Source organism: Clostridium algidicarnis (genome assembly GCF_000703125.1).
Lineage (GTDB): Bacteria > Bacillota > Clostridia > Clostridiales > Clostridiaceae > Clostridium_L > Clostridium_L algidicarnis.
Window position 1 is genome coordinate 2,809,800 of sequence record NZ_JNLN01000001.1, and the last position, 17,506, is coordinate 2,827,305.

Genomic DNA, 17,506 nt, shown 5'->3' on the forward strand with positions numbered 1-17,506 from the left:
TATCAGATTTCACCTCTTTTTGAAATAGCTCTTATTATAAGTATGAATATAAATGAAATTATTAACAGTAATAGTGCCATAGACCATAATGCATTATTCCATTCAGTACCCATTACAGTATTACCCATATCCATAGTTATAGCCCCTGTTAATGTAGATGAGGGTTTTAGTAGCTTTGATGGAATTCTAAGAGCATTTCCTATAACCATTTGTACTGCAAGAGCTTCACCAAAAGCTCTTGCAAGTCCTAATACAATTCCAGTAGATATTCCAGTTTTAGCTGAGGGTACTACTATCCCTTTTATAGTTTGCCACCTAGTTGCTCCTAGTCCATAAGAGGACTCCATATATTCTTTAGGTACTGTTTTAATAGCGTCAGAGGCTATGCTTGTTATTGTTGGAAGAATCATTACACTCAAAACTAATATTCCTGCTAAAAGACTAAATCCAAGACCTCCTAAATAGTTCTTTATGATTGGTACTAAAACGCTTATACCAATCCATCCATAAACTACCGATGGTATACCAACAAATAACTCCATAGCAGGTTGCATTACCTTTTCTCCAAGTTTTGGAGATATCATATTCATAAAGATAGCAAGCGCTATTGCCAGTGGAGTACTTATTATAACTGCTCCAAGTGACACAGCTGATGATCCTAATATATATATTAATGCACCATACTTCTTCTCTTCTGGATCCCAAACTTTAGAAAACAAGAATTCTAAAATGGATTGTTTATTTTGTGTAAATAATTTTATACCTTTTGATGTAATAAAATATATTATAGATATAGTTAAAATAATAATAAGCATACCGCAAAAGGTAGCATATGCTCTACCTAAATATTCATTTTTAATCTTATTTTTAAGACTTTTTTTCATATCATCACAACTCCGCTATTCTAATTCTTAGAATGTATAAACGTAATCTTATTTATCTCTAGTAACCTTCATGTCACTGGTTGGATAATATCCTAGTTTTTCCATGGTGCTTTTAGCTTCATCTGTAGCAAAGAACTCTATATATGCCTTTGTTACTCCAGCTGCTTCACCTTTTGTATACATGTGTTCATAAGACCATATAGGATATTTTCCTGTAGTTATATTTTCTTTTGACATCTCTACATCTTCATACTTTAGAACTTTAATTCCTTCTAAGTTCTTTTCGTTTGATAAGTAGGATGATGCTAGATAGGATATTGATCCTTCTGTTTCTTTAACTGCTTTAGCTACAGCACCACTTGAATCTTCTTTTAACGCTTCTCCTGTTGCTTCTTTAGCTCCATCTAAAGCGTATTTTTTAAAAGTTGCTTTAGTTCCTGAAGAATCTGGTCTACTTATTATAGTTATCTTTATGTCATCTCCACCAAGTTCCTTCCAGTTAACTATTTTGCCTGTAAATATATCTATAAGCTGATCTTTAGTTAAGCTATTTAGGGTTACTTTAGAGTTAGCAACAGCTGCAAATCCAACTACACAAACTTTGTTATCTATAAGTTCTTTAGCTTTATCTTCATCCAGCTTTTCTTCTGCAAAAACATCTGAGTTACCGATATCAGCATTTCCTGCAGACACATCTTTAAGCCCTGTACCACTTCCGCCTCCTTGGACATTTATAGTGGCATTTGGATTTTTTTCATTAAACATTTTAGCAATTTGCTGTGCTAAGGGTTGAAGCGCTGTAGATCCTATAGCTGTTATACTTCCTTCTATTTTATTTTCACTTTCTTTATTTTCACTTTCTTTATTTTCTGATTTAGTTGAACACCCTGCTAAAATCCCTCCAATAAGTACTATTGATAAGCCAGTTTTAATAAACTTTGATACATTTTTATTCATCTTCCTACCTCCATTTTTAATATCTAACTTATTTACTACAACTTTATAATAATACTTGAAAGTTAATAGCGTATTATTCCAGTGTTAATTAAAGTTAACATACATCTTTTATATAACTTCTTATATATGATAAATTAATTAATATTTTAAAACTTATCTGCATATATATTATTCTCTTTACTAAGACACTTTATTCTAAATATTATTTTTCACATTAATTTCATTGTTAATTTGTATTCATTTGAAAATAAGCTTTTATCTTCTATTACATTACCAATAAAAAAAGAACTCTTTTAGAGTCCTTTTTTTATTGGTAATGTAATTATAAATTTACTTCCTTTAGAAACCTCGCTTTTAACATCTATATTTCCACCAAACCCTAGTACTATATGCTTTACTATAGCAAGTCCAAGTCCGGTACCTCCATTAGCCCTAGACCTAGCTTTATCAACTCTATAAAACCTTTCAAAAAGTCTATATATATGCTCTTTTTGAATTCCAACTCCTGTATCTTCTACAATTATTATGCAATCTTTCTTATCCGTCTTAGAACTTATATAAACACTAGACCCCTTATCTGAATATTTTATAGCATTATCTATAAGATTTATCATCATTTGTGTAAATCTATCTTCATTTCCGTATAAAACAATACCACTTTCAAGATTTAGCGTAATACTTATATCTTTATTCGATGCTACACTTTTCATTAAATAGTAAATATCATTAATTTTATATTCCACATTGATATCAGAACTTTTTTCGTCCTTATGCTGTTCTATATCAGAAAGAGTTAATATATCTTCAATGAGCCTTGTAAGTCTTTCGGCCTCTTCATTTATTATGTTTAAAAATCTATCCTTTTTCTCATCATCATCTACATATCTTAAAGTTTCTGCAAACCCTCTAATAGAAGTTAATGGTGTCTTTAATTCATGAGATACATTTGCTACAAATTGAGTTCTCATATTTTCTAATTTTTTAAGATCTGTTATATCTTGTACCACAGCTACTGTGCCTATAAGCTTTCCATCACTTATTATATCTCCTGTTTTTATTCTTAATTCCTTTTCTGAAGGCCAAAGTATATTTATTTCTTTATACTCATCCTTTCTTTCTTTAAATACGTTTTCTAATTCAAAGTCTCTTATATGTTCCATAAGATTTTCACCTATAATGTTTTTTCTTATACCAAATATCTTTTTTGCATAAGGATTAATTATAATAACATTATAGTTTTCATCTACTGCAATAACGCCACTATCCATACTTTTAAGTATAGATTCTAACTTATCTTGCCTATCCACAGCTTCCTTTATGGTACTCTCAAGTTTATCTGCCATATCATTGAAGGTTCTGCCAAGTTTTCCTATCTCATCATTTGTTAATATATTTACCCTTTTATTTAGATCACCACTTGCAACCTTTGATGTAAGGAATTGAAGTTCTTCTATAGGTCTTACTATAAAATGACTAAATTTAGAGGATAATAAAACTGAAACCGCTATTACTAAAAACAAAGTTAAAATATAATACTTTAAATATCTTTGTTGAACACTTTTCATACTGTCAACACCCATTGACACCCTTAGTATAGATCCATCTTCTAATAATAAAGCATTATATACCATATTCTTATCGAGGGTATTGCTGTATCTAACACTATCTCCTTCACCATTTCTTATTGCATCCGAAACTTCTTTTCTTAAATTATGGTTATCCATATCTTCTTCGTCTTTTAGTGTATCAATTATGACTTCACCCTTTTCATCAATGTATGTAACTCTAACATGGAATTCATCAACACTTTCTTTTAACCATATTAATCTTTCTTCAAGTGTCTTATCTTTTATGCTATTTACTATTAACTTATTATCTATACTAATATTACTTTTCGTTTGCTCTAAATGTTGATAATTCCATATCATAATAAATATTGAACTCACAAGTATAAGGCTAAATGTTATTATACCTAGCACAAAGAGCATAATTTTTTTCTTCATAGCTAGTCTCTCCTATACTCATTATTAAACCTATACCCAATACCCCTTATAGTCTCTATGTATTTTGGATTTTTGTCATCATCCTCTATCTTTTGTCTTAGATGCCTTATATGAACATCTACAGTTCTTGTTTCTCCTATGTATTCATATCCCCATATCTTATCTAAAAGCATTTCTCTTGTTAAAACCTTTCCTTTATTTTTAATTAAAATTTCTAAAAGTTCAAATTCTTTAAGGGTTAAATCTATCTTTTTAAGATCTTTTATAACTTCATGTTTTTCAAAATCTATGGTTATATTAGAAAAACTATATCTTACATCTAGAGGCTTGGTATTGACCCTCCTTAAAACTGCCTTAACTCTTGCAGTTAATTCTCTAACTGAAAATGGCTTAGTTATATAATCATCTGCTCCTAATTCTAATCCTATTATCTTATCTAACTCTTCACCTTTTGCCGTTAACATTATTATAGGAATATGAGCTGTTAAGTTATCTTTTCTTATTTCTTTACATACATCATATCCGTCCATGCCTGGAAGCATTAAATCTAGCAATATAAGTTTAGGTATTTCACTTTTAGCTTTACTTATAGCATTATTACCATCCATAGCCACTAATACCTCATATCCGGATTTTTCTAAATTAAATTTTAGTAGCTCTATTATATGCTCTTCATCGTCTACTATTAATATCTTTTCTTTAGACATAATTAACCCTCCGTATCCTTTTACTTTTAATAGATCTTAATCTACTGTGATAAACGTACTTAAAATGTTAGATACTTAATTCACTTATCTATAATATAAAAAAGAAAACAACCTACCTGAATTAACTCCTGTTTTTCTATAAGAATGTAATTTGTAGTCTTTTGCACAATATGTACATGAATTAGCATCAAATATATTATGCTCTAAGACTCCAAATGAATTTAGTTGATATCTGAGGCAGGCAGTTATATTCAAATTTTTTCCTTCAAATATATTTTTATTATTGTAAAAATCTTCCTTTTTAAATTCTTCATTAACGCCCTGACCTACTTCATAGCAACATACACCATTATGCGGACCTATGTAAGCTATAATATTCTCTGCCTTAGTTCCATACTCCTCCTTCATTTTCTGTAATGTCTTAAGCAAAATCAATTTATAAGTTCCTCTCCATCCACTGTGAACAGCTGCCATAGCCTTTGTATCTTTGTCAAAAATAAGTATAGGTGCACAATCTGCTATAAAGACTCCAATAGCTATATTCTTTTCCTTACATATAATTGCATCACCTATTTCTTCGCTTTTTGGATTAACTTTTATAATATCACTATGCAATTGTTTTAAATATTTAATTTCTTTTAAATTTATAATCTCTTTTAATTTATCTATATTTAAAATTCCTTCATTTTCATCTATTTTAAAACTTATTTCATTATACGCTGTGGAAAAATAAAAATTAGCTCCACCCATAGATTCATGAACAAACTCAAATCTTTCATCTAATAATATATTTTTCATTAAATTCCTCCATTAATAAAAACATACTTTAACTTTATATATTCCAATAAAGTTATTTTATCTTGTTAATTATATATTCAGTATTATAACATTTTAGCCAAACTGCTAGAGCTTGGCTAAAATATCATTTACTCATTATATTTTTAATTTCTTCCATGAAGGAATTTATATCCTTAAACTGTCTATATACTGATGCAAATCTAACATAAGATATTTCGTCTAATTCCTTTAACCTATCCATGATCATTTCGCCTATATCCTCTGATTTTATTTCTGTAGTCATGCTATTACTTAATTCTTTTTCTATATCACTTGCTAAATTTTCTATTTGCAACCTTGATATAGGCCTTTTTTGACAAGCTTTTATTAATCCATTTATTATTTTATTTTTATCAAAGTATTCTCTTGCAAGATCTTTCTTTATAACTAATATAGGAATGTCTTCAATCTTTTCATAGGTTGTATATCTTTTACTACAAGATACACATTCACGTCTCCTCCTGATAGCCAGCTTGTCTTCTGTAGCTCTAGAATCTACAACCCTACTTTCTTCGTAAGCGCAGTATGGACATTTCAAAGCATTCCCACCTTTCTTCATAATTATTGCTTTTATTTAATTATACACACTTTTCTATGTAATTTCTACATACTATGCATCTTCTCTGATTATATAATTATCAACCAATATAACATCTACACCTATTTTAAGAATCTTTTCCCAAGGTATTTCTATAACATCTATTTTACTAAACCAAGAATTTTTTTGAACTGGTACTATTACAGAAATTATTTTATAATTTTCACAATCAACTTTTACATCTTTTATATAGCCAAGTTTCACCCCTGTATTTATATCTATAACTTCCATAACTCTTATATTGTTTATAGAATGCATATCCATTTCCATGAAAATCCCCCCTATTAAATTCACTTAATTATAATTTGAGATCTTTTACAATATGCAAATACATATTTATATTTCTTCCCTTAGTATATTAATATTGTAGATAATAAATTCTATGACATTTATAAAACCTTCTAAGGTTCATATGTAAAGAATACTCTAACAAATAATCTCCATATAAACCTTAGAATAATTTTATGCATTAATATTATTTATATGTACTTTTTCATATGTTTTAATGCTGTTTTTTCTAACCTAGATACTTGAGCCTGGGATATACCTATTTCTTCTGCTACCTCCATTTGAGTTCTTCCATCAAAAAATCGTAAATTTAATATAAGCTTTTCTCTATTATTTAGCTTTTTCATGGCTTCTTTTATGGATATATCTTCTAGCCAACTATCATCAATATTTTTAGTATCTTTTATTTGATCCATCACATATATAGCATCTCCTCCGTCATGATATATAGGTTCAAATAAAGATACTGGATCTTGTATTGCGTCTAAAGCAAATACAACCTCTTCCCTTGGGATATTTAGTTCCTTTGCAATTTGAGATATGGTAGGTTCTTTATTATTTTCATTTACTAATTTATCTCTTGCCATTAAAGCTTTATATGCTATATCCCTTAAGGATCTACTAACCCTTATAGAGTTGTTATCTCTTAGATACCTTCTTATTTCTCCTATTATCATAGGAACAGCATAGGTTGAGAATCGAACATTTTGACTTAAATCAAAGTTATCTATAGCTTTCATAAGCCCTATACATCCTACTTGAAAAAGGTCATCTGCATTTTCTCCTCTATTGTTAAATCTTTGAATCACACTTAAAACCAATCTAAGATTACCTTTAATAAAATCATCCCTTGAGCTATCATCACCATTTTGAATCTCAAGTAACATCTTTTTCATTTCTTTATCTTTCAAAACCGGTAACTTAGATGTATTAACTCCGCAAATTTCAACTTTATTGATCATCATAAAAATCAGTCCCTTCAGAGTAATTGCATTTTAATTATTCCCTGAAGAAATGACTTTTATACTAAAGACAAACTATAACATTTTATTTATTTCTTTTTTCAATCTTTTAATTATTCTTTTTTCTAACCTAGAAATATAAGATTGTGATATTCCAAGCATATCAGCTACTTCCTTTTGAGTCTTTTCATTTTTTCCAACTAATCCAAACCTTAATTTAACTATTTCCTTTTCTCTATCATTAAGTTTTTCCATTGCTAAAAATAATAATTCTTTATCAACCTCATCTTCTATAATGTTATACACCATATCATTTTCTGTTCCTAATATATCAGATAGTAACAGTTCATTTCCATCCCAGTCTATATTTAGAGGCTCATAAAATGATATTTCGGCTTTTATCTTGCTATTACGCCTTAGATACATTAGTATTTCATTTTCTATACATCTAGATCCATAAGTTGCAAGTTTAATCTTTTTTTCTGGATTAAAGGTATTTACAGCTTTAATAAGTCCTATAGTTCCAACAGAAATTAAATCTTCTATAGCAATACCTGTATTTTCAAACTTTCTTGCTATATAAACAACTAATCTTAAATTTCTTTCTATTAAAACACTTCTTACCGTTTCTTCCCCCTTCATAAGCCTTAGTACTAAATCTTCTTCCTCTTCTTTTGTTAAAGGTGGGGGTAATGCATCGTTACCTCCTATATAATAAACTTTTTTAAAAAATAATTCAAACTTTGATATTATCCTATTAATAAGTACCTTAATATTCATTTTTCTTACCCCCTTTATAATATTCCTCTTGATAATAAAGCAGAATACTCTCCACCTTTGCTTAGCGAATTATCACATATACATATAATAGCTTCTATTGGTTTAATAGATACTTTCTCATCTTTGTTGTAATATAATTTAATATATTCTGGTTTAAATCCCTGTAGCCTTCCCTTAGAACCATTTACAACTTCATATGGTATCATGTATCTTTCTTTGTCTTCTAATGTGATATCACCTAATGCCCCCCTTTCTACAATGATAACAGGCAAATCAGTAGCAGGTTCCCTGAGTTCATTTCCAGTATCTAAAAAGCCTTTAAAAGATTTTACTTTCCCCTTGTAAAATATTTCTACACTATATATTAAATTGTCTACAACATATCTATCTTTTATAAAATTTATTATTCGATTTATAAATATATATAATATCATCATAGACATTATTATATATTTATAAGAAAAGCTTTCTAAAGTATTTTTTGACTCCACTATATTTATATTATTTATACCCATAAAAAAACATAAACCACTTAATATCATAGAATATATAATGTAAATTACAGAAGATTTTAATATAAATCCTATATCTAATTTTTTAAATGCAATAATCATAAAAACCATAACTAGTGGTATCTTTATGTAAATTGCATTAAAGACATTTAATTTTGGTATCAATATAACCATTACATATGATGTAGCAAAAACTGCAGATAATATAGCATTTGTAACTTTGAGCTTTATTTTCATAGTATCTGAAGTTATACATATCAAAAATAAATTTACTATGAAATTTTCAATTAGCAGTACATCTAAATAAACTATCAATTTCACCACTCCCTTAATAACATTATATAGCTCCCTTATTCAAAATTTTGTCATTTCATATAGATTATATATTTATTTTTAAATTATCTTTTTACAAAAAACACTTTAAAATTCGAATAAATGTTAAAGATTAAACGCAAAAAAAACTTGATGAAATTTCATCAAGTTTTTTTATTGTTCTATTTATCTTCTTTGTTTTCTCAAAAACGCTGGTATTTCTAGCTGGCTATCTTCGTAAGTATCTGCTGAAGTTGCAGCTGCTTCTTCTATAGGCTCTTTATTATTTTTATCGCTCATTATATTTTGCATATCCTTTTTAGGTTTCTTCGAGGTTTCTTCCTCAAATCCAGTAGCAATAACAGTAATTCTTATCTCATCTTTTAGGTTTTCATCTATTACAGCACCAAATATTATATTTGCATCTGGATCTGCAGCTCCTTGAACTATTTCAGCTGCTTCATTTATTTCAAGTAAGCCAAGATCTGAACCTCCAGTAACATTTAATAACACTCCTGTAGCTCCAACTATTGATGTCTCTAAAAGAGGACTTGATATAGCTTGTTTTGCTGCATCTTGAGCTCTGTTTTCTCCATTTCCTTTTCCTACTCCCATATGTGCAAGACCTTTATTTAACATTACAGTTCTTACATCCGCAAAATCTAAATTAACAAGCCCTGGTATAGTAATAAGATCAGATATACCTTGTACACCTTGGCGTAATACGTCATCTGCCTTTTTAAAAGCTTCCATGAGAGAAGTCTTCTTATCTACCAATGAAAGAAGTTTTTCATTAGGTATAGTTACCAACGTGTCAACACTTTCCTTTAGATTATTTATTCCCATATCTGCATGTAACATTCTCTTTCTACCTTCAAAAGGGAATGGCTTTGTTACCACTCCTACAGTTAAAATGCCCATGGCTTTTGCAATTTCCGCCACTACTGGAGCCGCGCCCGTACCAGTCCCTCCGCCCATTCCTGCAGTTATAAAAACCATGTCTGCACCTTTTATAGCTTGAGATATTTCTTCTTTACTTTCTTCAGCTGCTTTTTCTCCTATTTCAGGATTTGCTCCAGCTCCAAGTCCTTTAGTCAATTTATCACCAATTTGTATTTTTTGTGTAGCATTAGATAACATCAAAGCTTGTTTATCTGTATTAATAGCAATAAATTCAACATTCTTAAGTCCTTCAATTATCATCCTATTAACAGCGTTATTTCCTCCGCCCCCGCATCCAACTACTTTTATTTGAGCAAATTGTTGAACATCTAAATCAAAATCTAACAAAATAATTCCTCCTTTTTAGAAAAATCCATCTAAAGCCTTTTTTATTTTACTTATAAAGCTTTTATTACTTCTTTTTCTTATTCTTGCATTTTTAAATTCTAAATCCTCTTTATCAATCTTCTCCTTTTGTTTATCATATTGAATATCATTTAAATTATTATTATTATTATTATTATTATTATTATTATTATTATTATTATTATTATTATTTAATTTTAACTCATTATATACATTTTTAACAATACCAAATGAATTAATTGCTAAAGGTTTATTTAATGTTTCTTTTGGGTTTAATATGTATATAGGTTTATTCATGATGCCACTAGCAAGCTCTCTTATTCCTTTAAATAAACTTATTCCTCCACCTAATAATACAATGCTATCTATCTCATATCCTCTTTCTTTGGCTTTTGTTTCAATAAGAGATAGTATTTCTTCAACCCTAGCTAAAATAATTTGTTCAACTATATTAGATTGCATTAAATCTTCTTCTTTTTTTATACTTATAAGTATCTCACTTAAATCAATATCTTTCTTTTTTAGACTCTCTGCTGACTTATTGTTAATGTTATTGCAAAAAGCAATATCCTTAGTTATAATGTTACCACCTAATGGAATAGAAAAGGTATCTATTAAAATTCCCTCTTCATAATAGACTACATCACTAATATCAGACCCTGTATCTATTATCATAGTATTTTCTTTAAAGTAGGTAGTTTCATCATACATGTCCTTTGAGGATTCTGATTGAATAAGTAAGGCTTTTATATTAATACCAATACTTTGAAAAACTTTTAATCTTGATATAATCATAGGCTTCTTTGCCACTACAAGCTTTGTATTTGACTCTAATCTATTAGCTTTAAGCCCAATAGGATCTTTTATCTCTATATCGTCATCAACAATATATCTATACGGTATTATATCTATTATTTCTTCATCATTAAGTGCCACATCTTCTTTGGAAACTTTTAAAACTCTTTCTATATGTCTTTCTTCTATTTTTTCCTCTTCTTTAGATAATCTTATATCTCCTTTTCCATCTAATATCCTGCATATCCCACCTGGAATTCCAAGGTAAACTTCTTTAATTGGTGAATTTATTAATAATTCGAGATTGCTTATACATTCTTTTAATATACTTGCTACTTCATTAATATTAATTATTTCTCCATTTTCTATACCTTGGCTTTCTAATACAACACTATCAAGTATTATGAGTTCATCATTATCGTCTACTTTAGCTGCTGTTGCACTAACTTTAAAGGAACCAATATCCACTCCTACTATACATTGTTTTTCCATATATTCTAATACCTCCTTCCTAAGTAATGCCACATATATTTATATATTCAACGTTATTTGAAGATTTCCTTTATAATGATAAAAATATTATTTTCATTGTGTATATAATTTTAAAATTAAAAATTAAGGGAACTCTAATTCCTAAAAGGTTTGAGTTCCCCTAATAATTATAATTTATTGTTTAATTTGCCTTTTCAAGATCATGTATTTTTATATTCCTAGTATGCAATGTGTGAGACCATTCTTTATTATCTTTATGAATTATACCTTGGATTGATATAGGTAGCCATGTAGCAGCATATATCGGATATATAAGATAATATAAGAATATTTTAAGACTTAACTTTTTTTCTAAAATTAATATAAATGGAGTATATACAAATTGCATTATCATTGCTAATACACTTGCAAGCTTAATCATAGTAAAATTAGCAGTTTTTATTGTTTGAATTGTTGTTGCTATAAGTTGTGGTGCTGCTACAAATGAATGGAATAAATTCATAATCATAGCTATACCAGCGAGTATTATAATTACTGGCTGTATTGTGTAAAGAGCACAGTCCAGTGCCACAAAATTAAATTCCTTTATGGCCTTTTTTATAAGTTTAAAGAAATATCTACTAGATACATCTGCAAATCCTTGCATCCATCTTTTTCTTTGCGCCCATGACTGAGCTAATGTAAGTGGCTTTTCATCATATATTATTGCATCATGAGCCCAACCTACTTTATACCCATTCAAAACAAGCTTACAAGTAAATTCTAAGTCTTCAGTAAGGCAAGTTGCTCCCCAACCTAATTCTTTTAATATACTCGTATCTATACAAAACCCTGTTCCTCCAAGCTGATTAGATAACCTAAGATTACTTCTAGAAAGTTGAAACATTCTATTAGAAGTCCAAAAAGCTATAGAGTATCCGCCTGTTATCCATGTATCATTAGGGTTCTTGCTATCTAAATAGCCTTGAATAACTTTATGTCCATCACATAATTTATTATTCATTTCTTTAAGAAAGTTCTTGTCTACTAAATTGTCTGCATCAAAAACTACAACTGCATCATAACTTTTGTCCATTTTGAACATTTTATCAAATATCCACTCTAATGCATACCCTTTACCTTTTTTGTCCTTCATATTTCTTTCGAACACATTAGCACCAGACTTTCTAGCCTTCTTTGCTGTGCTATCAGTGCAGTTATCTGCAATTACTATTATATCATATAGTTCCTTTGGGTAATCCATCATATCTAAGCTATGTATAATATTTTGGATTACATTTTCTTCATTATATGCCGCTACAATTAAAGCGAAACTTTTCTTTGGCTCAAATTGCTTTTTACTTTTAAATCTTATTATTCCAAAAAATGAAAGGAATAAATAGTATGTCGAAATTATAAATACTAGATTTGTAAAAGTTGCGGATAAAATTTGAATAAATGAATTTAAAACATCCATTCATATCCCCCCTAGTTCAAAGTTATTTTAGCACAAATACAGATTAAATACTATATGCAATTAGGGTTTTTGGATAAAAAATTGATTTTAAATGCAACCTTTTAATAATTTTATACATATTTTATAGTTTTTTAATATAAATTTAATAAATTAGTGGGTCTAATTACTATACTTCCCAATTAGTTAAAATTACTATTGTTAAACTATAAATACTAAAGTAGTAACATTCTAGTTAAAAGTTCTTTATCGACACAATACGTAAGAGCCACTTCATTGGTTATTATGCCCTTTTTATATAATTCAACTAAAGCCATATCCATACTCTTCATACCATACTTGCTTCCAGTTTGTATAGATGATTCTATTTGGTGAGTTTTACCTTCTCTAATCATATTTTGTATAGCTGGAGTAACTACCATAGTTTCAAGCGCTGCAATCCTTCCTTGTTTATCTGCCTTTTCAATTAGTTGTTGAGATATAATACCTTGAAGTACCGATGCTAATTGTATTTTTATTTGTTGTTGTTGATGTGGTGGAAAAACATCAACTATTCTGTCTATAGTTTTAGTTGCTCCAATAGTATGTAATGTTGATAATACTAAATGTCCTGTCTCTGCCGCAGTTATAGCTATAGATATAGTTTCTAAATCTCTCATCTCACCTACTAGTATAACGTCAGGATCTTCTCTTAGTATTGCCTTTAAAGCATTTTTATAACTACTACTATCTTTTCCTATTTCCCTTTGATTTATTATAGATTTATTATGTTTATGTAAATACTCTATAGGGTCTTCTAAAGTAATTATATGCGCCTCTCTTGAATTATTTATTTCATTAATCATAGCTGCAAGAGTAGTACTCTTACCACTGCCCGTTGGACCTGTAACAAGTATAAGTCCTCTTTTTTTATTTATGAGTTCTTTTATTATAGGCGGATGTGCAAGTTCCTTTAGTGTTGGTACTTTTAATGATATAGTTCTTATTGCAAGAGCACTGCTTCCTCTTTGCTTAAATACGTTAGCTCTAAACCTTCCAAGTCCCGCTACAGAATAAGAAATATCTAGTTCACCTTTTTTTAAATATTCCTCATATAATTCCCCCAATATATCCTTTGCATATTGTTCAGTTTCGTATTGTGATAATTTACCTTCATCTATAGATTTTAATCTCCCGTTAACTCTTACAGTTGGTGACACACCCACAGTAAGATGAAGATCTGACGCTTCCATTTTTGTTGTAATTTCTAATAACTTATTTAAGTCTAACAAAACAATTCCTCCTATATTTATGTATTTAAGTTCCATATGTCAATAGCTTTATAGGCTTGTTTTTCTAACATAATTCTGCCATTAATAGCCTTTAACCCTTTATTTTCTGCCTCTATTAGTAATTTTGTTTTTTCAGGTGCATAGTTTAAATCATAGATTATTAAATTATGTTTGAAACCCTTTAACTCTATTGGTATTATTTCATTATTTACATTTCCTAAAGGCGTACAATTAATTATCATATCATATTTGTACATGTCTTTGATATTCTGTATATCTATAACATTTTTTACACCTTGGAATTCTCTCCTTACTTTTAATACATCTCTTCCGGCTATATCTATATCTTTTACTTTTAAGTCTTTTAGTGCATAAGAAACCGCCTTAGCAGCTCCACCACTTCCTAATATTAATACATAATAATCTTCCACATTTATCTTCCAATGTTCTAAGCTATGAATGAATCCGAAGTAATCAGTATTGTGTCCTATAAGAGCACCATTTTTAATTGAAATTGTATTCACTGCTTTTATCAAACTTGCTGGATACGTTAATTCATCTAAATAATTTATTATAACTTCCTTGTAAGGTATTGTAATATTAAATCCAACATATTCATTTTCATTTACCACCTTTAAGAATTCAATTAATTCATTTTTATCCATATCAAATAGCTCATATTTTAAGTTAATCTGATTTTTCTTATAGTAATCATTATGAATTTTGGGAGATATAGAATATTGTATGCCCTTACCTATCAATCCACATCTTTTTATCATTACCCACCTCCTACTTACTAATTCTACAAAAATATGCTAAATCCCTTTTATACAATGTAGACTAAAGGGATTTTAGCATATTTTTTTATATTTTATTTTTACCATCCATCTCCTTTAAAAGTTTTTTTAGAGCCCTTTTTTCTATTCTCGAAACATATGACCTAGATATGCCTAGAAGTTTTGCTATTTCCCTTTGGGTTCTGTATCTACCATCTCTTAATCCATACCTCATTTCAATTATAACTTTCTCCCTAGGCTGTAATGTTGTACTAATCTTACTATATAACTTGCTTATTTCTATTTTCTGCTCTACCAAATCTACTACTGAGTTTTCATCACTGCTTAAAACATCCATTAGCGATATTTCATTGCCTTCCTTATCGATGCCTATAGGGTCCTGTAGATATACCTCACCCTTAATCTTTTTATTGTTTCTAATAAGCATAAGAATTTCATTTTCTATACACCGTGCTGCATAAGTTGCAAGTCTAGTTCCCTTTGTATTATCGAAAGAATCTATAGCCTTTATGAGTCCCACTGTTCCAATAGAAATTAGATCATCAATATCCTTTCCAGGATAAGAGTATTTTTTTACAATATGAGCTACAAGTCTTAAATTTCTCTCTACAAGAATATTTTTTGCTTCAATATCCCCTTCTTTAAGCCTATCTAAATAATAAGCTTCCTCTTTTTCATCCAATGGCTTTGGAAATGAATTTCCACTAGTAACATATCCTGCAAGTACAGTAATTCCGCCAAACATATCTAACAGATAATTAATTAACAACAAAGGTGCTCCTCCTAATAGTGCTTATTAATATACTATTCAGATAGCAATATAATGTTTCCTGTTTAGCTTTCTTATTTTACTTTGTAAAATTCTCAACAATTTCTTTAAATATAGGTCCTGCGTCGCCACCACCTGTTTGATTATCCTCATTTATATCCTTTACAAATACTACTAATGAATAATATTTTCCTTCATGCTTATAATATCCAGCAAACCATCCATCAGAGTGTTTTTCCATAACATCCTTACTTTCATCCTTTGATTTAGAAGGTTCCATTCTAGTAGTTGTACCAGTTTTCCCTCCAGTTTCTACTCCTTTAACTAGAGCATTTTTGCCAGTTCCTTTTTCTTCTCTTACAACTTTCACCATTTGATCTTTCATTATCTTAGCGGTTTCTTTTTTTATTACTCGATTTTCCTCTATAGGTATTTCATTTATAATATTATTGTAATTATCTACATACCCCTCTAATATATTTGGTTTTACGTATATGCCATCATTTATTATTGTACTTATAATATTGGTAGCTTGAAGAGGTGTTATTCTCATATTTTGTCCTATAGCGAGAAATCGTGGACCATCTTCATATATTTTGGGTAATGCAAAATCACCTGTTACCTCTCCATTTCCACTAATATTAAGTACTTTTTCAAATATTCCTTGTTTTTTTGCATATTCTTCTATAGTATCCCACCCTATTGTCTTTCCCACTTGTGCAAAAATATTATTGCAAGAGATTAAAAGAGCCTCTTCTAATGTTAGCTCTCCATGAGCCCTTTTACATATAGAGTATTCATTAAATTCACAATTGAATTTACTTTGTGTTGAAAACAAACCCTTATCGATAGCTATTTCTTCTATTAATAATTTAAATATAGAACCTGGCACATATCCATTTTCTGTAGTTGATGCTAAATTTATATTAGGCTTTTCTTCATCTCTTTGAGCCATTACTTTTATTTTTCCTGTATGTGCTTCTACAAGGGTTATACCTATTTGATTGTAATGTTTATATTTATCTTGACTTAGTATTGTTCTAACGGAATCTTGCATATCTTTATCTAAGGTTAATCTTACATTTATTCTTTCATCATCTATACTATAATTCCCATCTTGCATACTTCCATCTAAGTTCTTTTCAAATGTTACTGTAGGAACTTTGTTACTTTTTGTATTTTCATATATATTATATTCTAAAGAATCCACCTTTTTTACTTCTTTATTGGATTTTAAATTAGTAATCATATTTTCAATTTTCCAGGCTTCATTTCGATTTACTTCGTCATAAACATACAGATAGATTCCTTTTACATCCTTTAGTAATTTTAGTTTATCATAGGTATCTTTATCTAATTTCAAATATATCTTAGAACTATTAGATGATATTAACATTTTTGAAAGATCATAGTCTTGATTGCAATTTTTTAATATGTAACTAAATGCATATATACTACTCACGCTTGTAGAGTTATTATTTCTTTTAAATGTAATTAAGTCTACCGCTAACATATATCTTCTTTCATATTCTACTAAGTCATTACCCTTTGAATCTAATACATTAAAATTTAATTCATTTATCTTTTCTATATATTTATATTGAGAGTCTGCAATTACTTCAAGTTCATTACCCTTAAAGTACTGTATCTGCAATATTCTTGCTACTAAAATAATAAAGAGCAATGTTAAAATAATTTTTATAGTTTTAATTCTTTTTAGCATAAAAACACCTCACTATCTAAAATTCTTGACAGTAGCGAGGTGTTTTATTCATTTTAAA

17 protein-coding genes are annotated in these 17,506 nt (G+C 28.9%); all 17 read right to left on the bottom strand.

Going from position 1 to position 17,506, the window contains the following annotated elements; all coding sequences use genetic code 11:
* Positions 1–2: 2 nt before the first annotated feature.
* The 17 genes from pstC to BV55_RS0113550 all read right to left on the bottom strand — a co-directional run bounded on the left by pstC (position 3) and on the right by BV55_RS0113550 (position 17,448).
* Complete coding sequence (gene pstC / locus BV55_RS0113470; protein ID WP_029453331.1) at positions 3–884, bottom strand: phosphate ABC transporter permease subunit PstC; 882 nt, start codon at positions 882–884, stop codon at positions 3–5.
* A gap of 48 nt (positions 885–932) precedes the next feature.
* Positions 933–1,841 carry a phosphate ABC transporter substrate-binding protein gene (locus BV55_RS0113475; RefSeq protein ID WP_029453332.1) on the bottom strand — a complete coding sequence of 303 codons (909 nt, stop codon included), beginning with the start codon at positions 1,839–1,841 and terminating at the stop codon, positions 933–935.
* Between the two features lie 293 nt (positions 1,842–2,134).
* Positions 2,135–3,844, bottom strand: a complete 1,710-nt coding sequence (pnpS, locus tag BV55_RS0113480) for a two-component system histidine kinase PnpS (protein ID WP_029453333.1) — start codon at positions 3,842–3,844, stop codon at positions 2,135–2,137.
* Positions 3,845–3,846: 2 nt separating this feature from the next.
* On the bottom strand, positions 3,847–4,551 hold the full coding sequence (locus tag BV55_RS0113485) for a response regulator (RefSeq protein ID WP_029453334.1): 705 nt from the start codon (positions 4,549–4,551) through the stop codon (positions 3,847–3,849).
* Between the two features lie 84 nt (positions 4,552–4,635).
* Entirely contained in the window at positions 4,636–5,349 is a 714-nt protein-coding gene (gene pgeF, locus BV55_RS0113490) for a peptidoglycan editing factor PgeF (RefSeq protein ID WP_029453335.1), read from the bottom strand.
* 124 nt (positions 5,350–5,473) lie between these two features.
* Positions 5,474–5,926, bottom strand: a complete 453-nt coding sequence (nrdR, locus tag BV55_RS0113495) for a transcriptional regulator NrdR (protein ID WP_029453336.1) — start codon at positions 5,924–5,926, stop codon at positions 5,474–5,476.
* A gap of 72 nt (positions 5,927–5,998) precedes the next feature.
* Positions 5,999–6,256 (bottom strand): YlmC/YmxH family sporulation protein, encoded by a 258-nt coding sequence (locus BV55_RS0113500; protein ID WP_029453337.1) that lies wholly within the window; start codon positions 6,254–6,256, stop codon positions 5,999–6,001.
* A 209-nt stretch (positions 6,257–6,465) separates the two neighbouring features.
* Complete coding sequence (sigG, locus tag BV55_RS0113505) at positions 6,466–7,239, bottom strand: RNA polymerase sporulation sigma factor SigG (protein ID WP_029453338.1); 774 nt, start codon at positions 7,237–7,239, stop codon at positions 6,466–6,468.
* A gap of 72 nt (positions 7,240–7,311) precedes the next feature.
* On the bottom strand, positions 7,312–8,016 hold the full coding sequence (gene sigE, locus BV55_RS0113510; RefSeq protein WP_029453339.1) for an RNA polymerase sporulation sigma factor SigE: 705 nt from the start codon (positions 8,014–8,016) through the stop codon (positions 7,312–7,314).
* A gap of 14 nt (positions 8,017–8,030) precedes the next feature.
* Positions 8,031–8,843 carry a sigma-E processing peptidase SpoIIGA gene (spoIIGA, locus tag BV55_RS0113515; RefSeq protein ID WP_029453340.1) on the bottom strand — a complete coding sequence of 271 codons (813 nt, stop codon included), beginning with the start codon at positions 8,841–8,843 and terminating at the stop codon, positions 8,031–8,033.
* Positions 8,844–9,026: 183 nt separating this feature from the next.
* On the bottom strand, positions 9,027–10,130 hold the full coding sequence (gene ftsZ, locus BV55_RS0113520) for a cell division protein FtsZ (RefSeq protein ID WP_029453341.1): 1,104 nt from the start codon (positions 10,128–10,130) through the stop codon (positions 9,027–9,029).
* A 15-nt stretch (positions 10,131–10,145) separates the two neighbouring features.
* Positions 10,146–11,435 (bottom strand): cell division protein FtsA, encoded by a 1,290-nt coding sequence (gene ftsA, locus BV55_RS0113525; protein ID WP_029453342.1) that lies wholly within the window; start codon positions 11,433–11,435, stop codon positions 10,146–10,148.
* Positions 11,436–11,616: 181 nt separating this feature from the next.
* Entirely contained in the window at positions 11,617–12,891 is a 1,275-nt protein-coding gene (locus BV55_RS0113530; RefSeq protein WP_029453343.1) for a glycosyltransferase family 2 protein, read from the bottom strand.
* Between the two features lie 212 nt (positions 12,892–13,103).
* Positions 13,104–14,159 (bottom strand): type IV pilus twitching motility protein PilT, encoded by a 1,056-nt coding sequence (locus BV55_RS0113535; protein WP_029453344.1) that lies wholly within the window; start codon positions 14,157–14,159, stop codon positions 13,104–13,106.
* A gap of 17 nt (positions 14,160–14,176) precedes the next feature.
* Positions 14,177–14,938: a shikimate dehydrogenase gene (gene aroE, locus BV55_RS0113540; RefSeq protein WP_029453345.1), complete on the bottom strand. Its 762-nt coding sequence runs from the start codon at positions 14,936–14,938 to the stop codon at positions 14,177–14,179.
* Positions 14,939–15,023: 85 nt separating this feature from the next.
* Positions 15,024–15,728, bottom strand: a complete 705-nt coding sequence (sigK, locus tag BV55_RS0113545) for an RNA polymerase sporulation sigma factor SigK (protein WP_029453346.1) — start codon at positions 15,726–15,728, stop codon at positions 15,024–15,026.
* A gap of 76 nt (positions 15,729–15,804) precedes the next feature.
* Complete coding sequence (locus tag BV55_RS0113550) at positions 15,805–17,448, bottom strand: penicillin-binding transpeptidase domain-containing protein (RefSeq protein ID WP_029453347.1); 1,644 nt, start codon at positions 17,446–17,448, stop codon at positions 15,805–15,807.
* Positions 17,449–17,506 lie beyond the last annotated feature (58 nt).